Source organism: Wolbachia endosymbiont of Chironomus riparius (assembly GCF_918315375.1).
Window position 1 is genome coordinate 242,656 of sequence record NZ_OU906733.1, and the last position, 18,695, is coordinate 261,350.

Sequence of the window (18,695 nt, forward strand, 5' to 3'; positions counted from 1 at the left end):
CACTAATTTAGCTATGTCTTTTAACCCAGTAATTCTTAATATTGGTCCTATTTCTATATATTGGTATTCCTTAGCGTATGTTTTTGGTATATTATTTACATATTGGTATTTGCATAAGCTAGATGATCAAAAAACATTCACTAAAGATTTTTATGATTCGCTTTTAACAGCAGTGATTATAGGAGTTATTCTAGGAGGAAGGTTTGGATATGTATTGATTTATGATCCAGCTTTTTATATTAGCAATCCCATTGATATATTTAAAACCTGGGAAGGAGGTATGTCATTTCACGGTGGAATCATAGGAGTTTTATCTGCAGTGATAATTGTATGCAAGAGACATAAAATTTCCATATTCTACACACTAGATTTAATTTCCTGTGGAATGCCAATAGGACTGTTTTTGGGTCGTATAGGTAACTTTATAAATGGTGAATTATTTGGTAGAGTAACAAATGTCTCATGGGGAATGATATTTCCAAAAAGTGGTGATAATTTTTTACGCCATCCAACTCAGCTTTATCAAGCATTTTTTGAAGGTTTTTTGCTTTTTATAGCACTAAATTTGCTATGTTTTTTCACTAAGACAAGGCTTTATAATGGTGCGTTAACTGGTATCGCCATTATATGGCTTGGAGCTATGCGTTTTTTAATTGAATTTGTTCGCGAACCTGATTATCAAATTGGTTATTTATGGCTTAACTTGACTATGGGTCAATTACTTTCAATACCCACGTTCACAGTAGGAGTACTTTTATATTTAAGAGCATTAAATTTGAAATTTAATACAAAATCTGTTATGTAATATACTTTGATAAAGGTTATAAATTGAAAGAAAATTTAAAAGAGAATTTAATCGTAAAAATAGGAAAATCTCTATCTTCATTACTTGTTTTATTACTCATAGGGTTCTCAATACGAAGTCTTCTTTTTGAACCGTTTCATATACCTTCCAGTTCCATGAAAAGTACTCTCTTAGAAGGAGATTATATTATTGCTAGTAAGTATGCGTATGGTTACAGTAAGCATTCATTTCCCTTTTCACCAAATATTTTTAGGGGTAGAATTTTTTATATCCCACCGTTACGCGGTGATGTAATAGTGTTTAAACCTGCAAAAAATAATAATATCAGATTTGTTAAACGGTGATCGGAGTTCCAGGTGATATTGTGCAAATGATAAATGGAGATTTATATGTTAATAATGAGAAATTGAAAATAGAACAAGTTGAAAATTTTCTTGACTATGAGTCAAACCGTAGCATTTCTCGATTTGTAGAAACCCTTTCTAATGGTAAAAAACATGAAATTTTAATAGACAATATTCCTAATAAATTATCACATAATACACCGGCTTATCATATTCCTGATAACCAATTTTTCGTCATGGGCGATAACAGAAATAATTCTTTAGATAGTAGATTTCCTGAAGTGGGTTTTGTTCCGATGGAAAATATAATAGGGCGTGTGAATTTAGTTGGTTTTTCTTTTAATTAAAAAAAGTAGATTGGTTACCATTTAGGTTGCCTATCTCTTTAAGAATAGACAGAATTTTCCACAGATTTGTGTAATCAAGAGAACATGAAGTCATTCTTTGTAAAAGCACTGAAATAGGGTTATATGAGTTATATACCATTACCTAATCGTAGTGTAATAGCTTTGTATGGTCCAGATATAAGAAATTTTCTGCAAGGTATCATAACAAATGATATTAGTAAATTAAACAATCAAAAAGCTATATATTCTCTATTACTTACACCACAGGGAAAATATTTATATGATTTTTTTCTCATTGAACATGGTAAATACATTTTCTTGGAGTGTGAAAGTATCTATTTACAACAAGTAATTGAAAAGCTAAATCTACTTAAAACTTATCTAAAAATAAGAATTAAAGATATGAGTGCTTTATATAAGATTGGTATTTTTTTCAACACAAAACTCATTGAATTTAGTGATGAAACACAGATTGTTTTTCAAGATCCAAGGCATCAGTCTTTAGGAATGAGAGTCATACATAAAAACGAGATAAACGAGCCTATAGGAAGTCTTACTGAATATGAATTTACTAGAATAAAAAATCTTATTCCGGATGGTGCACAAGATATGATACAAAACTCATCATTTCCACTCCAGTACTTAGTTGATCAAGTAAATGGCATAGATTTTAATAAGGGGTGTTATACAGGGCAAGAAGTTGTAAGCCGCATGAGAATGCAACACAAATTAAGAAAAGACTATACCTAATTCAAGGAAATGATGTTTTACCAAGTATTGGCACAAAAATAATAAATGATAAGAATGAGGAAGTAGGAGAGCTACGCTCTAGTATAGATAAAACAGGTCTTGCGTTGCTCTATACTGAAAAAAGTCATGTAAGTTTGTATTCCAATGAAGTCAAGATATCTGTTCATTGTTAATTACTATCAGTAGGCGTACTATACACAATTATATATTATTAATTGAGAAAAATAGTAAAATATAAACGCAGAGGCTTATTAAATGATCATTACAGTATAAAACTTAGTTAACACTAGAAATAAATTAAGTCATGAACTTTTATGTTCAAAACATATAAAAAAGGTAATAACTTTGTCTCAACTAACTATTATAAAATATATTCTTAAATTTCTGCCAAAAACTTGGTTGGATATCATTAACTTTTGTGAATTTTACGTTCAAGCTATAATTTGGATTATTAGGGAGCTGATGTTCAATATTCAACATTGAATCTTTACTATAAGCATGTATGTCTTCATACGAAAAAGTCGTTTTATAGGGCTTTAAATACTTGTATTTATAATAATCCGTATCATTTTTAGTAGAGTAAGGGATATTTCCATATTCTGTAACCCTTACCTTATCATCACCAATAAACTCGATATCTTTTTGATTTTCATAATCGTAACGTGGCGTACTTTTAATAAACTTAACCTTCTTTACGTTTTCTGTTATTGTTATTTTGTCATCATCAATGGTAATTGAAATTGGTAATTTATTGCCAGCTAGTTCCTTAGCTAAACGCTCATTCTGAGGATACATTTTGATCTCTTTACCAAAATGTGAATCTATAAAATTATCACTATAGAATTTGTCTCCAGCATGTATATTTTCATTAGTTTTATACAGTACTCCACCATAATCGCATTGAGCTTTATAGTCTCCTAAGCCACTAGTCTGAAAAAAATCATGTACAATGGTGTAATTGCTAATTATATCATTTATATCTTCCATGTTTTTTTATAAATTAAAAAATTTTCTTAATGATATCTGTTTTTTTATTAAGAGTCAATCAGAGAACCCATACTTCTTCCACTTTTCCGTAACTGTTTTCACAATTTCTTCATTCATTGCAATTTTTTCCCCCCATTCTCGCTTTGTTTCAGGAGGAATTTTATTTGTTGCATCAAATCCCATTTTACTTCCAAGTCCACTTTCGTGAGAAGCAAAATCTAGGTAATCAATAGGAGCATTTTCTATTGTGACTGTATCACGAATTGGGTCCATTCTTGTTGATAACGCCCACATTACTTCTTTCCAGTCACGAATATTTATGTCGTCATCTACAACTAGTATAAATTTTGTATATAAAAACTGTTTCAAAAATGAAAGTATTCCCATTATTATCCTTTTTGCATGTCCGGGGTATGATTTTTTTATTGATACAATTGCTATTCTATAAGAACAGCCTTCTGGTGGTAGGTAAAAATCTACTATTTCTGGAAATTGATTAATTAAGATAGGGACAAAAATTTCATTTAATGCTTCACCGAGAATCGATGGTTCATCTGGGGGTTTACCAGTAAAAGTACTAAGATAAATGGGATTTTTACGCATAGTGATTGCAGTAATATTAAATTCAGGAAATTGCTCAACAGAATTGTAATAGCCGGTATGATCACCATATGGACCTTCATTCTGATATTTGTCTAGACTCACATAGCCCTCTAAAACAATCTCAGCATGAGCTGGTACTTGAAGTGGAACAGTCTTGCAATTTACAAGCTCAAGTGACTTTTTGCGCAATAAACTAGCAAATTGATATTCTGATAATGTTTCAGGTACTGGGGTTACAGCAGCAATAATTGTTGCAGGATCTGCGCCAATTACAGCAGCTGCAGGGAATTTCATATTTTTTCCTTCCTCTTTCCAACGCTTATGGTGAGTTGCACCACCACGATGCGCAAGCCAACGCATTAGTGTTGTTTTTTTATCTATAACTTGCATTCGGTATATTCCAAGATTAAAATCATCTTGTTTGTCACTCGTCGGTCCCTTGGTTACTATAACGGGCCAAGTAATGAGAGGGGAAGGTTCATTTGGCCAACATGTTTGAATAGGTAAAATTCTCAAATCAACATTATCTCCAGTCAGCACTATTTCTTGGCATGGAGCATTATTTACAATTTTATTTCGCATTGATAACACGATTTTTAATAAAGGAAACATTTTTATAACATCTCTGAAGCTTTTCGGTGGTTCAGGGGATCGTAAAAATGCTAACAATTTGCCAAGATCTCTGAGTTTTTCTGGAGTTGTATTAAGTCCTAAAGCTATTCTATCGATGGTACCAAATAGATTTACCAAAACTGGCATTGAATTCTTACCATTTTCTGTAATTACATTTTCAAAGATTATAGCGGGGCCCTTTTGTGATAATACTCTGCGGTGAATTTCTGTAATTTCCAGTATCGATGATACTTCTTCTCTGATTCTAATAAGATCTTTTTTTTCTTCTAAAATTCTAATGAAATCTTGCAAATTATTGTACCTAAACATATTTATTTACTAGTTCGATACCATAATAGCTGTAAAACATTCTAAATTTTTGTATTAAAACTTAGTGCTAAAAATCTAAAAATTAATCATCAATAGAGTGGCCTTGATTATTACCAACAGATGGTGATGGACCTGGATCAAAAGATTGACCATGATGATCACCTGAATCATGTGCATCATGTAACCCATCTGCACTATGTTCCATTTGATCATTAGCATGAGGATAATCTTCATAATGAGCCGCTGCTTCATTATCACTCATTTCTCCACCACCACCTTCATCTCCTGAGAAATGCTCTGCGATATCATTAAGTATTTTGATACCAAACATATTACCTGACTTTCCAAATAGTGTTGCTAAGCTACTTCCACTTACTAAACCCTCAAATATATTATTATAGGAAGCAATAGCACCTTCGTGAAAGTTAAAAAACCACTTCATTCCATCTACAATTGTTGAAGGGGAATCGCTGTAACCAAGACCAAAACCACTTTTTTCTCCTGCAGAAGCTTGATGTTCTCGCTGAGACTGCAACCCTGCAATATTTGAACCTTGTGCTTCACTCATAAATTTTTCTTCAGTACTACAAGTCAATATTTTAACATAAATATTATGAAATATCAATAAAACTGTTTTGAAATGAAAAGGTAACCACTAGACTGTTAATTGGATTACCATTTATATAACCTTTGTTTTAGCTAGCTAATTTCTTTATTTTTCCCAATAAAAAAGATCTTTAATTTTAGTTTCAATTCTAAATTTTTATAAAAAATCTATTATAATCACTCATCCTTACTATTACTTAGTTCTTTTATAACACCGTAACTATTTTGCCTAAATCTATTTTTTAAAGATGTTACTCCACCTTCACTAATTCCGCTTAAGCCTAGTGCCGCGGCACCTAATTGTAATCCAACCTCACATGTTTCAGGAATAATTTTACTAGCTCCAAGATTATTATATAATTCTACATTACTTAAGTCAGGAAGACGTATTATAACATTTACATGCGGAAAATTGACTGCAACTAAAGAGACTATCTTTTTTATAGTAACTTCGTTCTTTATTGAGATTATTAAAGTTTGAGCTCTTTCTATTCCTAGTGATTTTAAAATTTCTGATCTTGTAGCATCTCCAAGGTATATAGGAAATCCATCACTTTTTCCTTCTTTGACTATTTGTGATTGAAGATCTACAATAACATAACTCAAATGTTCAGAAGTAAGCATATTTGTTACCATAAGTCCAACTCGTCCAAAACCGGCAACTATTATATGATTATGAAGATCTTGTATATCTGTTACTACCGCATCATCATCTAAAATTACTTTTTCACCATTGAGTGAGTTTGCTATCCAATCTCCCAATCCAGATAAAAGAGGTGTAAAAGCCATTGTTACTGTAGTCAATATCATAAGTATTTGAGCGATTTCATTTGGCAACACATTTAATTCACTTGCTAAACGAAATAAAATAAATGCAAACTCACCACCTTGTGCAAGTAATAAGCCAGCTTGTATCGAAGGAGCGCTTTTAAAACCAAAAAGCCTACATAATATATATATTATTGATGTTTTTAAAACGATTAGGGTAATAGATAATAAAGCAATTAAAGGTAGATTATTAAGAAGAAGCTTAATGTCGATAGACATACCGACGGTCATAAAAAATAAACCAAGAAATAAATCTTTAAACGGTAATACAGACTGCTCTACTGAGTGCCTATGTTCTGTTTCTGCAACTAACAATCCAGCAACAAACGCTCCTAATGCCATAGACAAATGGAATGTTTCAGTAATAAAAGCAGCTCCTAATACTATTAAAAGTGTTGTTGCTATAAATATTTCATTACTCCTCATCTTAGAAATAACAGAAAACAGTGGTCTAAGTAACAACCTACCAGTTATAAATATTAGTACCAATGCAATAGCAGCTTGCATCAAGGATCCTGCAAGTGAACTCACAAGACTGTGCTGAGAATTACCAACAAGTAGAGGTAATAGTACTATGAGGGGTACTACCGCAAAGTCTTGCAGTAACAGAATTGCTATTGATAATCTTCCTACCTGTGTTGCTTGATGTCCTTTATCTTGAAGAACCTGCAGCACCATTGCTGTTGATGATAATGCAAATCCCCCACCAATAACTACTGCCATTTTTGCATCCACGCCAGAACTTTTTCCAATTATGATAGCAATACACCATATAGCTATTACTGTGACTATTACCTGCAAAGAACCAAAGCCAAAAACGTGCATTCGCATGGCTATTAATCGCTCAAAGGTGAGTTCAAGACCAATGATAAATAACAGAAAAACTACGCCAAATTCTGCGAAGTTATCCATAACCATAGTTGAACTTATTAAATCAAATCCATGAGAACCTATTACTGCTCCTGCAACAAAATAACCTAGTACTGGGCTAATATTCATTTTCCAAAATGCCACTACTATAAACACAGCAGCAGAAAGTAAAATTATAATATCAAATAAATATTGAGAGCTACTGTGCATGGGAGTTTAATTTATAGAATTAGACCACTTTATTGAACAGCCAATACTTGGCTTTTGATCGGCAGGAACATGACCAGTTTCTGCAATAAATTTCATAGCCTTGAATAGGTTACTACTTCCTGTAACATATGTATGAGATCTTTCTTTTTTTGTATCATTAAACTGTCCACGATAACAGAGATTTAAATTAGAATTAAAACCGAAGAAATCAGGAGTGCATACAGCTCCATATTCTTTAGCTATTTTTTGAGTACTATCAATTAAGTAAGGAAACGTAAATTTATGCTTTTCAGCAAAATCAACCATATTTTCATAACAATCTTCAGGGTATTCATTTGTGTCATTGGGCATTATTGCGACAGCATTTACCTGGTAATCTCTTTTTAGTAAATCAACATCACTTACTAAATTATCAATGATTGATTGAACGTAAGGGCAGTGATTACATATAAACATAATAATAAGACCATTTTTTCCACAACAATCACTTAGAGTGTAGTATTTATTATCCACTCCTAAGAGATTAAAATCCTGTGCAGTAAAATCAAAATTTACTTTAGGTGTATTAAGAGCAACCATGAGCTGAAACTTGGAGATGTATAGAAATAACTTATGGTTTTGTTATTTAAATGTCAAATAATTTCTATATACTATTTATAAAAATTTTTTCTAAATCGTAAAACTTATGTTTATAACCTTTGAAGGAATAGACGGCTCTGGCAAAACAACTCAATCCGAGTTGCTTGCAGACTATTTTCGTCAAATATATGGTGAAGGTAACGTAATTTTAACTCGAGAACCAGGAGGTACTGATTTTGCAGAAAAGGTAAGAAAAGAGTTGTTAGTATGTGATATAGATCCTGTTTCTGAGCTTTTGTTGCTTATTTCAATGAGATATGAGCACATGAAAAAACTGATATCAACTGCCCTTCAAGAAGGAAAAATAGTGATTTGTGATCGTTTCATCGATTCAACAATTGCTTATCAAGGATATGGATTTGGTGTTGATCTAGAATTAATAGAAAGACTTCATACTCTAGTAGGATTAAGTATCCGAATATGACATTCATCTTAGATATTGATGTTGGTGTTGGATTAAGCAGGGCTCAGCATAAAAATAAATATGAAAGAATGGATGAAAATTTTTTTCACAAAGTTAGATATGGCTTTCAAGAAATAGCTAAGAAAAATTTATTTAGATGCCAAATCATTTCTGAAATTGAAACGCAAGATCATGAGAAAATAAGTGATATAGTTATTGCTAAAGTTTTGGAGCGTATTCCAAAATTTTAGTTATTTTTTCATAACTCTCTATGCAAAAGGTAATTTTTTAATTAGGTTTTTATCAACTGTATATTTCTTGTAAACACTTAATATAAAAAATGGAAAGCAAAATCTAAACTATCGGAGTTGCCTACAGCAGCGGTATATTCTTTGTAAGATAAAAATATACCTTAGGCTATAGTTATGTTGTTGTAAAAGTAGGCTGAAGATTAAAATCCATCGGTAATAAAATTTACAACTTTTTTTTGATAAATAGATTACTAAGATTTTTAATTTATTTAAGTTGATAAAATAAAATATTATATACTTCCTATATACTAAACTCTTCATTTATTTTATCAACTATTTCCTGCGGTGGATTTTCACCCCATCCTGAATGTAAAATCTCTCCATAGTCTGCAACATCCATTGCACCAGTTTTACTTTTTGCAAGAAACATTTCCTTCTTATCCTTGTCAACTAATACATAATGCCATGCTGCATTTCCACGATCTTTGCCACGTACTAGGTATACTAGATCTGCCCTGCTTCTTTTTGTTGCATCGGCAAATGATCTCTTGTTTAACACTCTGCTTTTGTTTTTTATTCCTCCAATTTCAGAAAAAGATTTCTCTGAAGAAGATTGTTTACTTGCTAGCTCAGAAATTTTACCTTTTTCTTCTAGCACATTTTTTTTATTATTTCCAGACGAATACTTACTTGTAAAACCTCCTCCTGAAGTATTATCAGCATTTTCGTTATTACTTGCATTTCCTTTTGCAAAACGCTTAGTAAATGAGTTATCTTCTACCATAAAAACCTCTGATTTTATATTGTAATATACAATTCCTTATCATATTTTATTAAATATTAGTTAAATTAAAATTAATGAAAAGCAATATAATAATTATTACAGGAATTACAGCTTCAGGTAAATCAGAATTATGCAATGATTTTATAAAAAAATATCATAATACCATTATAATAAATTGTGATTCAAAACAGATATATAAAGAAATTCCTATCATTACTGCTCAGCCAGAAAAACAAGAAAGGTTAAAGTTATATGGGTATATTTCAGCAAAAGAAAATTACTCTGTGGGTTTATGGCTAGAGGATTTAAAAAAAGAAGTTAACCATGCATTACAAACCTCTCAAATACCTATAATTACTGGTGGAAGTGGACTTTATATCAGCAGTTTAATAAATGGTTTATCGTTTATACCCGAAGTAAGCCAAGAAGTAAGAAAGAATGTTAATGAGCTGAGTAAAAATTTAAGTAAAGATGAATTTTACGAATTAGCCATTAAAAAAGATCCAAAAATTCAGGGAAAAATATTCATGAATGATTTTCATCGTCTTTCAAGGGCGCTTGAAGTTATCATTCAAACTGGTAAATCAATATTTTTATGGCAAGAAAGTAGAAATTCTTCTGTATTAAAAAATTATAAAATATATACAATTTTGCCTAGCCGAGAATATATATATAACAAAATAAATGCCCGTTTTATAAATATGGTTAAAAATGGAGCTGTAGACGAGGTAAAAAAACTTCTTGATATGAATCTGAACTCAAATTTACCAGCGATGAAAGCACACGGAGTGCCAGAAATTATAAGACACTTAAATGGTGAAATTACTTTAGCAGAAGCAATACAAATTGCACAAATAAATACAAGACACTATGCAAAGCGTCAATATACCTGGTTTCGGAACCAATTTCCACATTCTAAAGTAATTCACAATAAGGAAGAGTTTCAAACTCTCCCTTTTATTTAAGGAGTTTTTTTATGTTATTATATGTATTATCATCCTAAGGGTGTAGTTCTTTCTTGATTCTTATTAGAAGGTTCTACTTGTTCTACAGGATTAGTCCTTGTTAATGGTGGTTTAGTAAAATTATGCTCTATTTTTATTTCGAAATTAAATCCTAACTTTCTGCAAAATGCCTCAAAATATTCTTTAATTACATCAAATAATTTTTTTTCACCTATCGTATAATTTTTTAGTTCGTTAGGAACGATAAGTAATAATTTACCATCTTTGTATGTTACGTCTTTTTTATCATTCTGAGATTCCAGTTTAAATTCTAGTGAGTGAGCAATTTTACCTTCCACCACTTCTGCTGGTTTGCTTATATCACAAATATTAATATGCTCATCAACCTTAAGTATTACACAATTTTCATTATCACAGTTAATATGTATGGTTTTATTCTTTTCCACATCAAAACTAAAGCCATGATTTTGTGTTATCTTACCCAAAGGTTTATCTGTCCCACCTACTAGTGAACCTACATATCCTGCTTGGTTACAATTAGTGGTGAGCTCTTCTAGAATAGAATCATGTGGAACTTCTGCTCCAGCATACTGAAACATTTCTTTGAAAAATTCTTTTACAAAAGGGCAGTAATCATCATTTTTGTCTTTTGTTTTTTCATATCTTTGCAATAAGTCACCATATTTCTCACTTGACATTCTATTCAAATCATTGAAAACTTCCATTGCAAAAGAATTTTTTGGTAGCAAATGAGCATTATTTTTACCAATATCATAAAAAAACTTTAAATGTTCTAAGTCTTCTAATTCCTTTGGCTCTTTTTGGTCTGTGTCAGTTGTTAAATCTTTACTCAGAATCTCCGATAAACAGTCTTCGAATTTTAAGTTATTAGCACCCTCCTTTTAGCAATAAAAGCAAGCTTCTATCTATTTTTTTTCCATTTATGATAAAACTTTGTCTAGTAAAATCTTCATACATCTGTTTACCAGAATTTGCCAGAGCATTATCCTTGTTTGCTCTTAAATTTTCAAAACCAAATTGTTTTATTTGTGCTTTTAATTCTACTACTGGATTAGTGTTTTTAATTTTTTCTGTCATACCTTACTATTAAATATATTATTAATTATATCATAAGTTATTAATATTTTAATAACATTAAATGCAATATTAAGAAAAATGACAACATATATACATTAAGATATTTGAATAGCTTTAGCAGAAAGCACTTACCAATGCACTTATTCAAGTTTGATATTTAAAGGAAGAGTTTGAAACTCTTCCTTTAATTTAACGAATTTTATTCTACATACCACGTAGTAGTTTGATAATTTTCTTTTTGATTTATACTTTGCATGGGCTGTTTAACCTCTTCTAAATGACCGTTTGCTGATGGTTTGGTAAAATTATGTTCTATTTTCATTTCGAAATTAAATCCTAATTTTTTGCAAAATGCCTTAAAATATTCTTTAATTACATCAAATAATTTTTTTTCACCTATCGTATAATTTTTTAATTCGTTAGGAACAGTAAGTAATAATTTACCATCTTTGTACTTGACATTCTTATCAGATTCTTGTTCATTAGATTCAAGTGTGAATTTTAATTCACTAGTCAATGAACACATTTCTTTTTCTGGGTTTTCATATTTGAATATAGGTGAATCCATATCAGATTTTATCTCTACATAGCTTGGATTAACGCAATTAATATCTATTTTTTTTTCAGGGCTTCCTATAATTAAACCGCATTCATGAAATATACAAGCTAATTTAACGCAAAGGCCACCTTCATATCCTGCTTGGTTACAATTGGTTATGAGCTCTTCTAAAATAGAATCATGTGGAACTTCTGCTCCAGCATACTGAAACATTTCTTTGAAAACTTCTTTTACAAAAGGGCAGTAATCATCATTTTTGGTCGTTTGTTTTTTCATATCTTTGCAATAAGGTCACCATATTTCTCACTTGACATTCTATTCAATCATTGAAAACTTCCATTGCAAAAGAATTTTTTGGTAGCAATGAGCCATTATTTTTACCAATATCATAAAAAAACTTTAAATGTTCTAAGTCTTCTAATTCCTTTGGCTCTTTTTGTCCGTGTCAGTTGTTAAATCTTTACTCAGAATCTCCGATAAACAGTCTTCGAATTTTAAGTTATTAGCACCTCCTTTTAGCAATAAAAGCAAGCTTCTATCTATTTTTTTACCATTTATAATAAAATTCATCCTATGCAAATCTAAGAACATTGTCTCGCCAGAATTTGCTAGTTTATTGTCTTGACCTGCTCTTATGTCACTAAAATCGATTTTTTGAGCTTCAGTTTTCAAGGTGATTACTGGATTAGTGTTTTTAATTTTTTCTGTCATAATATTGTACCTCACTATAAATGCATATACCAATTATACTACAAATTATTAACAATTAAGTAATCGTAGTTGCACTAGGTATAGTATTAAAACAAATCATAATATGTAGACCTTTTGTGAAAAATTCTTTACTTTAAGTCAGGCATAAATATTATTAAAATATATTTTTTAAACTGAAAAATGTCAGAGATTATAGAGATAAATAAAATACAGAGTTCTGTGTCTGAGAAGATATGTTTTAGTGTAAGTCGCACAAGCCTTTTAAATACTTTATCTAAAGTTAGTGGAGTAGTTGAGAGGCGTAATACAATAGATGTTTTAGCATGTATAAGTATCAGAGCGGAATATGGCATAATAAAATTTATGGCTACTGATTTAGATATTTCTATACTTGCATCACTTCCTGCGAATATATTAGCTGATGGAGAGGTGAAAGTTTCAGCACACACTTTGCATGATATAGTGAGAAAATTGCCAACTGACTTGGACGTAAATTTCAAAGTCAGTAATCAAGGAAAATTACTCATTTCTTGTGGAAACGCAAATTTTTCCTTACCAAATGTGGTCTCGAGTAAATTTCCTCTTCTTGAAAAAGACGATTATGAACATGATTTTAATTTACTCAATACAGATTTATTGGATTTCTTAAACAAGACTAAATTTTCTGTATCAATGGATGATACAAGGTATAACTTAAATGGAGTATATATACATACGGATCAACAATTTTTATGCTGTGTGGCAACGGATGGTCATCGATTGTCATGCGTAAAAAAAGCTAAACCTAATGAAATTCAAAAAGATTTTTCTATCATTATACCTCGTAAAACTGTTATAGAGTTATTAAAAATATTAGATGAAAATAATACAGTGAATGTAAAACTTTCGGAAAGAAAAGTTAAATTTACATGTGGAGAGTATACTATAATATCAAAATTAATAGATGGAATTTTTCCAGATTATAAATCTGTTATTCCTGTCTTTCAGGATAAATGTATGATTATTGAAAGTAAAAAGCTTTTAGATGTTGTTGATAGAGTTTCTGTTGTTGTAACTGATAAAATAAAATCTATAAAGTTCTCTTTACAAGAAAATAAATTAACTCTGCACTCGAAATCTCAAGAATGTCATGATGCCACTGAATCAATAGATATCAATTATGTTGATATTCCTTTAGGAATAGGTTTCAATTCACGTTATATACTTGATGCTTTGTCCTGTATAAAAGATAAATGTAAATTCAGCTTTATTGATAATAATAGTGCTGCAATGATAACAGATGAAAATGATCCAGATGTATTATATATAATAATGCCAATTAGAATTTAAATTAATCATTTTTTCTTAAATTTTTACAGTAGCTGATTTTCCTTAAAACTAAAGTGACTACTAAATCCGATAATAACGTGATCTATTAATTCTATACCTGTGCTTTGACATGCTCTTGCCAATAGCTTGGTTAACTCTATATCACTGTTTGAAGGGTTTACATCGCCGCTTGGATGATTGTGAGATATTACAATAGATGTTGAACCAATCACAAGCGCACGTTTAATAATTTCTCTAATATAGATAGGAGTTTGATCTATTGTACCAACATTGTTGATATCTTCGGCTATTAGATGGTATTTTTTATTCATATAAAGCACACGAAAATTTTCTTTGTTTATTTTTCCTATACTAGTTCTTAAATAATCCAGTAATTTTTTCCAATTATTTATTATGGGTAGTTTTTTTATTTCTTCTCTTGTACAGCGAACGAAAGCCTGTTTTACACAAAAAATAGCTGATATTGCCGAGTCATTCACTCCATCGATATTATGTAATGCTTCTAATTCAGCGTTGAAAATTTTGCTTAGACTTCCAAAGTGATGAATCAATTTTTTTGCTATAGGTTTAACATCAATTCTACTATATGCTGAATATAAAATATGCTCTAAAATTTCGTAATCAAGCAGAGATTGTCCATTATCTAAAATGATTTTTTCTCTTAAGCGTTTCCTGTGTCCTTTTTTGTAATCTTCAGTCATTAACCGAACATTTGTTTATATATTCTTATATGATAATAAATTAAATCTTTTAAGTAAAACACTTACTAAACATAGAAGCTTGACTTAAGTATCTTATATCTATAAAACTTTTATTTTAAGGGCTGTATATAATGTCAATAGTTATACTCGGTATATTTCAGATAACATTAGTTATTGTTTTGGTTGCTTTGGTACTTTTGCAGCCACCTAGAGGTAGTTCATTAGATGGTTTCAGCGGTTCACAGCAAGGGTTTAACACTATTGTTCCTATTAAATCTTCTTCAAATCTGCTTACTAAAATTACAGTAGTAGTTGCTGGATTATTTATTATCAATACATTATTATTGTCAGGGTTATATTCAAAAGATCTTAAAAAAAAGTCGATAATAGAAAAAATTGAGATGGAACAAAAAAATAAAACTAACTCTGTTCCATTTGAAAGTGAATGAAAGGAAGGGTTGAAACTAAGTTTATTTTTGTAACAGGTGGAGTAGTTTCATCACTTGGTAAAGGTTTAGTTGCTTCAACTGTTGGTGCATTATTACAAGCTTACGGCTTTAAAATACACATTAAAAAGCTTGATCCTTATCTAAATATTGATCCAGGAACAATGAATCCCACTCAACACGGAGAAGTATTTGTTACAAGTGATGGTGCTGAAACTGATCTGGATTTAGGTAATTATGAGCGTTTTACCGGAATTCAAACTACAAAATGTGACAATATAACAACAGGTAAAGTATATTACGAATTACTGAAAAAAGAAAGGCGTGGTGATTATCTTGGTAAAACCGTACAAATTATTCCTCACGTAACAGATTTAATCAAATCTTTTATTACAAATGGTATAGATAACTTAGATTTTTTAATATGTGAAATAGGGGGAACAGTAGGTGACATAGAAAGTCAACCTTTTCTTGAAGCTATACGTCAGATTAGTTATCAGCTAGGAAAACAGAGAGTTATACTCATACACTTAACTTTGCTACCATACCTTAGTGCAGCACAGGAGTTAAAAACAAAACCCACTCAACATTCTGTCCGTGAGCTGAATTTTGCAGGAATACAACCAGATATTATACTGTGTCGTAGTGAAAAAGATATTTCCCAAAATCAAAAGGAAAAGATAGCTAATCTTTGTAATGTTCCTTTGTTAAATGTTATTCCTGCTCCAGATGTGAAACACATATACGAGTTACCAGTGCTGTACAATCAATATGGTCTTGATACACAAATTTTAAAGCACTTTTGTTTGAGCAAGTCAAAACCATGTTTAACTTTGTGGCAAGAAATAGTCAATGTTATTCAAAATTCAACGCAAAAAATTAATGTGTCTATAGTAGGGAAGTATGTAGAATTTCCTGACGCATATAAATCGCTAGTAGAAGCATTACACCATGGGGCAATGAATAATAAAGTAGAAATTAATATAAATTGGATAAATTCTAGAGTTTTAATAAATGAAGGTTACTTAGAAAAACAACTTGAAAGTTCTCATGCAATTCTTATTCCTGGTGGATTTGGTGATACTGGAATAGAAGGTAAAATTTTTGCTATAAATTATGCTCGCATAAATGATATTCCATTTTTTGGTATCTGTCTTGGTATGCAACTTGCAGTTATTGAATTTGCTCGCAATGTGATTAAACTTGAGGATGTACATTCTGAAGAATTTTGTGTATGTAAAAATCCTATTGTTCAATTAATTAACAATCAAAATGTTAACCTTGGTGGAACTATGAGGCTTGGGGAATATGCATGTAATATAAAACTAAATTCCATAGTTGCTGAAGCCTATAGTCAAACTACCATTTCCGAAAGACACAGACATAGGTATATCGTGAATTTGAATTACAAGGATAGTTTAGAGAAAAATGGAATGATGTGCAGTAGTATATCAGAAGATAAATTATATATAGAAGCAGTTGAGTTAAAAGATCATGCATGGTTTGTTGGTGTTCAATTTCATCCGGAGTTTAAATCAAAACCATTTGCTCCTCATCCCCTTTTTACTTCGTTTATTAAAGCAGCTGTTGATAAAAAACAGAAATTTGACAAAATTAGTGAGCAAAATGACAAATGAAAACAAACGAGGAAGAATATTTTAGAGAAAGCATAATAGATGATATCATGATGGATCGTATAATAATTGACCACTTAAAAACAGAGGAAGAAAAAGCACTAAAAACAGAAAAAAGAAATAATACACAAGCTAAAAGTTTTCAATCACTAAAAGAAGCAAAAGATTATATAGAACAAGCTGTAAATGAATTTTCTCTGGTGCAAAAAGATCAAATAAATAGAGAGCACAACTACCCAGAAAGTGTAGTTTCAGCAACGTGTAAGGTAGTGGTTGAAAAAAATCCAAGTAGTAGAGTCTACAATCTAAGGGTGAGGAATCATAGCGGTAAAAATTGTATTGCTTGCTACAATAGTTGTTAAAAAAATCCAAGTAGTAAAATTAACAATCTAGAGATGAATCAGCATTCATAATAATATTAATGTTAAAAGTGTGGAATAAATGTTTGATCGTCAATATGTGAAACTAATAACATAAAAAACAGCGCTTGACAGATAAAATAATATACTAGTATAGATATAATAAAAGAGGTTAAAAATGAAAAAAAGTCAACAAGATTCAGGTTGTAAGGGTTTAGGTTCTGTTTTACGTGAATCAGTAACAAAAGAAAGAGAGAACCAACAATAAAATAACTCAAGACCTTCAGTTATAATGCATGCAAAAAATATTGAACCAGCAATCAAAGAAAGAGGTAATCAACAACAAAATAGCTCACGACCTTCAGTCATAATGTATGCAAAAAGTATGAGGTAGAATTGTGTGAATATAGTATAACTGCTCAATGGATGGCATGAAAAAATATTCAAACAGTGAAATGTATAAATTAACACTTCTAGTGTTGTTGTGAGAAATGTTTGATTATCAGTACATGAAACTTGCTATACAGCAAGCAGAAATTGCTGAGAAAAATGGAGAAGTACCTGTAGGGGCTATAATAGTGAATGAAAACAATATATTAGCCTCTGTATATAATATGACTATAACGCTAAATGATCCAACAGCACATGCAGAGATGTTAGCAATAAGTCAATCTTGTACAATTTCAAAACTTCATGATTCTGATATGTATGTAACACTTGAGCCTTGTCCAATGTGTGCTCAAGCTATTTCTTTTGCAAAAATTAGGAGATTATATTTTGGAGCATATAATCAAAAGGGTGGAGGTATTAAAAATGGTGCTCAGATATTTCAATATTGCAATCATATACCAGAAATTTATGGTGGAATACTAGAAAAAGAAAGTGCTTTTTTATTGAGACAATTTTTTCGTAGATTAAGAAATATATGAGGTTTTATGGCAATAAAAATTCCTCAACAATTTTAAATAAAATATCTAGCGAGCGGTTATCAGACATATTATGTTGAGCCGATTTGATTAAATGGACTTCAACATCGTTAGACCTTACTTTTTCTGATAGTTTTAATGAAGTTTGGTATGAAACATCCTTATCATTTATGCTATGCAATAAACGTACAGGACAGTTCATATCTATACTTATTTTATTAAGGAGTAGATTTTTTTTACCATCTTCAATCAATTTTTAGTTATTTTATATGTACAATTTTTATCATGTTCTGAAGTAAAATTTATTATTCCTTCGGATAGCAATTCTTTTTTTTGTTTACTTGATAATTGTTTAAATATTAGATCTTCAGTGAAATCGGGTGCAGAAGATATGCCGATTAAGGAGTTTATTTTTTCTGGCAATTCTAATGCGGTGAGAAACATTAACCATGCTCCCATACTTGAGCCTATAATTATTTGTTTATCGTTTGTTAATTCATTGACTACTCTGATACAATTTTTGAGCCAATCGCTTATTGTATAATTAATAAAATTACCACTTGAGTGACCGTGTCCAAAATAGTCGAACAAAATAAGA

The 18,695-nt window shown here is 30.6% G+C and carries 22 protein-coding genes and 2 pseudogenes; 11 read left to right on the forward strand and 13 right to left on the reverse strand.

Going from position 1 to position 18,695, the window contains the following annotated elements; translation table 11 throughout:
• Nucleotides 1–13: 13 nt before the first annotated feature.
• The 4 genes and pseudogenes from lgt to NL275_RS02740 all read left to right on the forward strand — a co-directional run bounded on the left by lgt (nucleotide 14) and on the right by NL275_RS02740 (nucleotide 2,419).
• Entirely contained in the window at nucleotides 14–805 is a 792-nt protein-coding gene (gene lgt / locus NL275_RS01245) for a prolipoprotein diacylglyceryl transferase (protein WP_253300222.1), read from the forward strand.
• Between the two features lie 23 nt (nucleotides 806–828).
• Nucleotides 829–1,570, forward strand: a pseudogene (lepB, locus tag NL275_RS01250) (signal peptidase I).
• A 49-nt stretch (nucleotides 1,571–1,619) separates the two neighbouring features.
• Nucleotides 1,620–2,246, forward strand: coding sequence for a CAF17-like 4Fe-4S cluster assembly/insertion protein YgfZ (ygfZ, locus tag NL275_RS01255; RefSeq protein ID WP_253300182.1), 627 nt, complete (start codon nucleotides 1,620–1,622; stop codon nucleotides 2,244–2,246).
• Nucleotides 2,177–2,419, forward strand: coding sequence for a hypothetical protein (locus NL275_RS02740; protein ID WP_458694682.1), 243 nt, complete (start codon nucleotides 2,177–2,179; stop codon nucleotides 2,417–2,419). The genes ygfZ and NL275_RS02740 overlap by 70 nt, the downstream gene beginning before the upstream one ends.
• Before the next feature lie 181 nt (nucleotides 2,420–2,600).
• On the opposite strand, the gene NL275_RS01260 is transcribed toward NL275_RS02740, so the two are convergent.
• The 5 genes from NL275_RS01260 to NL275_RS01280 form a co-directional block, all read right to left on the reverse strand.
• The gene (locus NL275_RS01260; RefSeq protein WP_253300183.1) at nucleotides 2,601–3,233 is read right to left on the reverse strand and encodes a hypothetical protein; all 633 of its coding nucleotides are present in this window, start codon (nucleotides 3,231–3,233) and stop codon (nucleotides 2,601–2,603) included.
• Between the two features lie 54 nt (nucleotides 3,234–3,287).
• A complete protein-coding gene (locus NL275_RS01265; RefSeq protein WP_253300184.1) occupies nucleotides 3,288–4,778 on the reverse strand; it encodes a UbiD family decarboxylase in 1,491 nt (496 codons plus the stop codon).
• An 82-nt stretch (nucleotides 4,779–4,860) separates the two neighbouring features.
• Nucleotides 4,861–5,346: a hypothetical protein gene (locus NL275_RS01270; protein ID WP_370107215.1), complete on the reverse strand. Its 486-nt coding sequence runs from the start codon at nucleotides 5,344–5,346 to the stop codon at nucleotides 4,861–4,863.
• 215 nt (nucleotides 5,347–5,561) lie between these two features.
• Nucleotides 5,562–7,292, reverse strand: coding sequence for a cation:proton antiporter domain-containing protein (locus NL275_RS01275; RefSeq protein ID WP_253300186.1), 1,731 nt, complete (start codon nucleotides 7,290–7,292; stop codon nucleotides 5,562–5,564).
• Between the two features lie 6 nt (nucleotides 7,293–7,298).
• Nucleotides 7,299–7,871: a thioredoxin family protein gene (locus NL275_RS01280; RefSeq protein ID WP_253300187.1), complete on the reverse strand. Its 573-nt coding sequence runs from the start codon at nucleotides 7,869–7,871 to the stop codon at nucleotides 7,299–7,301.
• Between the two features lie 106 nt (nucleotides 7,872–7,977).
• Between NL275_RS01280 and tmk the strand changes: the two are divergent.
• Nucleotides 7,978–8,585 (forward strand): annotated as a pseudogene (gene tmk, locus NL275_RS01285) (dTMP kinase).
• Nucleotides 8,586–8,886: 301 nt separating this feature from the next.
• Here tmk and NL275_RS01290 read toward each other — a convergent pair.
• Nucleotides 8,887–9,369, reverse strand: coding sequence for a hypothetical protein (locus tag NL275_RS01290; protein WP_253300188.1), 483 nt, complete (start codon nucleotides 9,367–9,369; stop codon nucleotides 8,887–8,889).
• A gap of 74 nt (nucleotides 9,370–9,443) precedes the next feature.
• Here NL275_RS01290 and miaA point away from each other — a divergent pair, with 74 nt between their 5' ends.
• On the forward strand, nucleotides 9,444–10,334 hold the full coding sequence (gene miaA / locus NL275_RS01295; protein ID WP_253300189.1) for a tRNA (adenosine(37)-N6)-dimethylallyltransferase MiaA: 891 nt from the start codon (nucleotides 9,444–9,446) through the stop codon (nucleotides 10,332–10,334).
• A 29-nt stretch (nucleotides 10,335–10,363) separates the two neighbouring features.
• Here miaA and NL275_RS01300 read toward each other — a convergent pair whose 3' ends face one another.
• The 4 genes from NL275_RS01300 to NL275_RS01315 form a co-directional block, all read right to left on the reverse strand.
• Nucleotides 10,364–11,059, reverse strand: coding sequence for a hypothetical protein (locus NL275_RS01300; protein ID WP_253300190.1), 696 nt, complete (start codon nucleotides 11,057–11,059; stop codon nucleotides 10,364–10,366).
• A 163-nt stretch (nucleotides 11,060–11,222) separates the two neighbouring features.
• A complete protein-coding gene (locus NL275_RS01305) occupies nucleotides 11,223–11,432 on the reverse strand; it encodes a hypothetical protein (protein ID WP_253300191.1) in 210 nt (69 codons plus the stop codon).
• A 199-nt stretch (nucleotides 11,433–11,631) separates the two neighbouring features.
• Complete coding sequence (locus NL275_RS01310; protein ID WP_253300192.1) at nucleotides 11,632–12,267, reverse strand: hypothetical protein; 636 nt, start codon at nucleotides 12,265–12,267, stop codon at nucleotides 11,632–11,634.
• Between the two features lie 141 nt (nucleotides 12,268–12,408).
• Nucleotides 12,409–12,702, reverse strand: coding sequence for a hypothetical protein (locus tag NL275_RS01315; protein ID WP_253300193.1), 294 nt, complete (start codon nucleotides 12,700–12,702; stop codon nucleotides 12,409–12,411).
• 180 nt (nucleotides 12,703–12,882) lie between these two features.
• On the opposite strand from NL275_RS01315, the gene dnaN reads away from it, so the two are divergent.
• The gene (gene dnaN, locus NL275_RS01320) at nucleotides 12,883–14,031 is read left to right on the forward strand and encodes a DNA polymerase III subunit beta (RefSeq protein ID WP_253300194.1); all 1,149 of its coding nucleotides are present in this window, start codon (nucleotides 12,883–12,885) and stop codon (nucleotides 14,029–14,031) included.
• Nucleotides 14,032–14,054: 23 nt separating this feature from the next.
• Here dnaN and radC read toward each other — a convergent pair whose 3' ends face one another.
• Entirely contained in the window at nucleotides 14,055–14,732 is a 678-nt protein-coding gene (gene radC / locus NL275_RS01325; protein WP_253300195.1) for a RadC family protein, read from the reverse strand.
• A gap of 131 nt (nucleotides 14,733–14,863) precedes the next feature.
• Here radC and secG point away from each other — a divergent pair, with 131 nt between their 5' ends.
• From secG to NL275_RS01345, 4 genes are all read left to right on the forward strand, one after another.
• A complete protein-coding gene (secG, locus tag NL275_RS01330; RefSeq protein WP_253300196.1) occupies nucleotides 14,864–15,181 on the forward strand; it encodes a preprotein translocase subunit SecG in 318 nt (105 codons plus the stop codon).
• Nucleotides 15,178–16,815: a CTP synthase gene (locus tag NL275_RS01335; RefSeq protein ID WP_253300197.1), complete on the forward strand. Its 1,638-nt coding sequence runs from the start codon at nucleotides 15,178–15,180 to the stop codon at nucleotides 16,813–16,815. The genes secG and NL275_RS01335 overlap by 4 nt, the downstream gene beginning before the upstream one ends.
• Nucleotides 16,812–17,174, forward strand: a complete 363-nt coding sequence (locus tag NL275_RS01340) for a hypothetical protein (protein ID WP_253300198.1) — start codon at nucleotides 16,812–16,814, stop codon at nucleotides 17,172–17,174. The genes NL275_RS01335 and NL275_RS01340 overlap by 4 nt, the downstream gene beginning before the upstream one ends.
• A 506-nt stretch (nucleotides 17,175–17,680) precedes the next feature.
• Nucleotides 17,681–18,100, forward strand: coding sequence for a nucleoside deaminase (locus NL275_RS01345; RefSeq protein ID WP_253300223.1), 420 nt, complete (start codon nucleotides 17,681–17,683; stop codon nucleotides 18,098–18,100).
• Between the two features lie 4 nt (nucleotides 18,101–18,104).
• Here NL275_RS01345 and NL275_RS01350 read toward each other — a convergent pair whose 3' ends face one another.
• Nucleotides 18,105–18,350 (reverse strand): alpha/beta hydrolase, encoded by a 246-nt coding sequence (locus NL275_RS01350; RefSeq protein ID WP_253300199.1) that lies wholly within the window; start codon nucleotides 18,348–18,350, stop codon nucleotides 18,105–18,107.
• Nucleotides 18,347–18,695: alpha/beta fold hydrolase (locus NL275_RS01355; protein WP_253300200.1), on the reverse strand; the 349-nt coding region annotated here is incomplete at its 5' end. The genes NL275_RS01355 and NL275_RS01350, both read right to left, overlap by 4 nt.

Coding starts and splice junctions, on each gene's coding strand:
- lgt (WP_253300222.1), top strand. CDS start 14: ATGTCTTTTAACCCAGTAATTCTTAATATTGGTCCTATTTCTATATAT.
- ygfZ (WP_253300182.1), top strand. CDS start 1,620: ATGAGTTATATACCATTACCTAATCGTAGTGTAATAGCTTTGTATGGT.
- NL275_RS01260 (WP_253300183.1), bottom strand. CDS start 3,233: ATGGAAGATATAAATGATATAATTAGCAATTACACCATTGTACATGAT.
- NL275_RS01265 (WP_253300184.1), bottom strand. CDS start 4,778: ATGTTTAGGTACAATAATTTGCAAGATTTCATTAGAATTTTAGAAGAA.
- NL275_RS01270 (WP_370107215.1), bottom strand. CDS start 5,346: ATGAGTGAAGCACAAGGTTCAAATATTGCAGGGTTGCAGTCTCAGCGA.
- NL275_RS01275 (WP_253300186.1), bottom strand. CDS start 7,292: ATGCACAGTAGCTCTCAATATTTATTTGATATTATAATTTTACTTTCT.
- NL275_RS01280 (WP_253300187.1), bottom strand. CDS start 7,871: ATGGTTGCTCTTAATACACCTAAAGTAAATTTTGATTTTACTGCACAG.
- NL275_RS01290 (WP_253300188.1), bottom strand. CDS start 9,369: ATGGTAGAAGATAACTCATTTACTAAGCGTTTTGCAAAAGGAAATGCA.
- miaA (WP_253300189.1), top strand. CDS start 9,444: ATGAAAAGCAATATAATAATTATTACAGGAATTACAGCTTCAGGTAAA.
- NL275_RS01300 (WP_253300190.1), bottom strand. CDS start 11,059: ATGGAAGTTTTCAATGATTTGAATAGAATGTCAAGTGAGAAATATGGT.
- NL275_RS01305 (WP_253300191.1), bottom strand. CDS start 11,432: ATGACAGAAAAAATTAAAAACACTAATCCAGTAGTAGAATTAAAAGCA.
- NL275_RS01310 (WP_253300192.1), bottom strand. CDS start 12,267: ATGAAAAAACAAACGACCAAAAATGATGATTACTGCCCTTTTGTAAAA.
- NL275_RS01315 (WP_253300193.1), bottom strand. CDS start 12,702: ATGACAGAAAAAATTAAAAACACTAATCCAGTAATCACCTTGAAAACT.
- dnaN (WP_253300194.1), top strand. CDS start 12,883: ATGTCAGAGATTATAGAGATAAATAAAATACAGAGTTCTGTGTCTGAG.
- radC (WP_253300195.1), bottom strand. CDS start 14,732: ATGACTGAAGATTACAAAAAAGGACACAGGAAACGCTTAAGAGAAAAA.
- secG (WP_253300196.1), top strand. CDS start 14,864: ATGTCAATAGTTATACTCGGTATATTTCAGATAACATTAGTTATTGTT.
- NL275_RS01335 (WP_253300197.1), top strand. CDS start 15,178: ATGAAAGGAAGGGTTGAAACTAAGTTTATTTTTGTAACAGGTGGAGTA.
- NL275_RS01340 (WP_253300198.1), top strand. CDS start 16,812: ATGAAAACAAACGAGGAAGAATATTTTAGAGAAAGCATAATAGATGAT.
- NL275_RS01345 (WP_253300223.1), top strand. CDS start 17,681: ATGAAACTTGCTATACAGCAAGCAGAAATTGCTGAGAAAAATGGAGAA.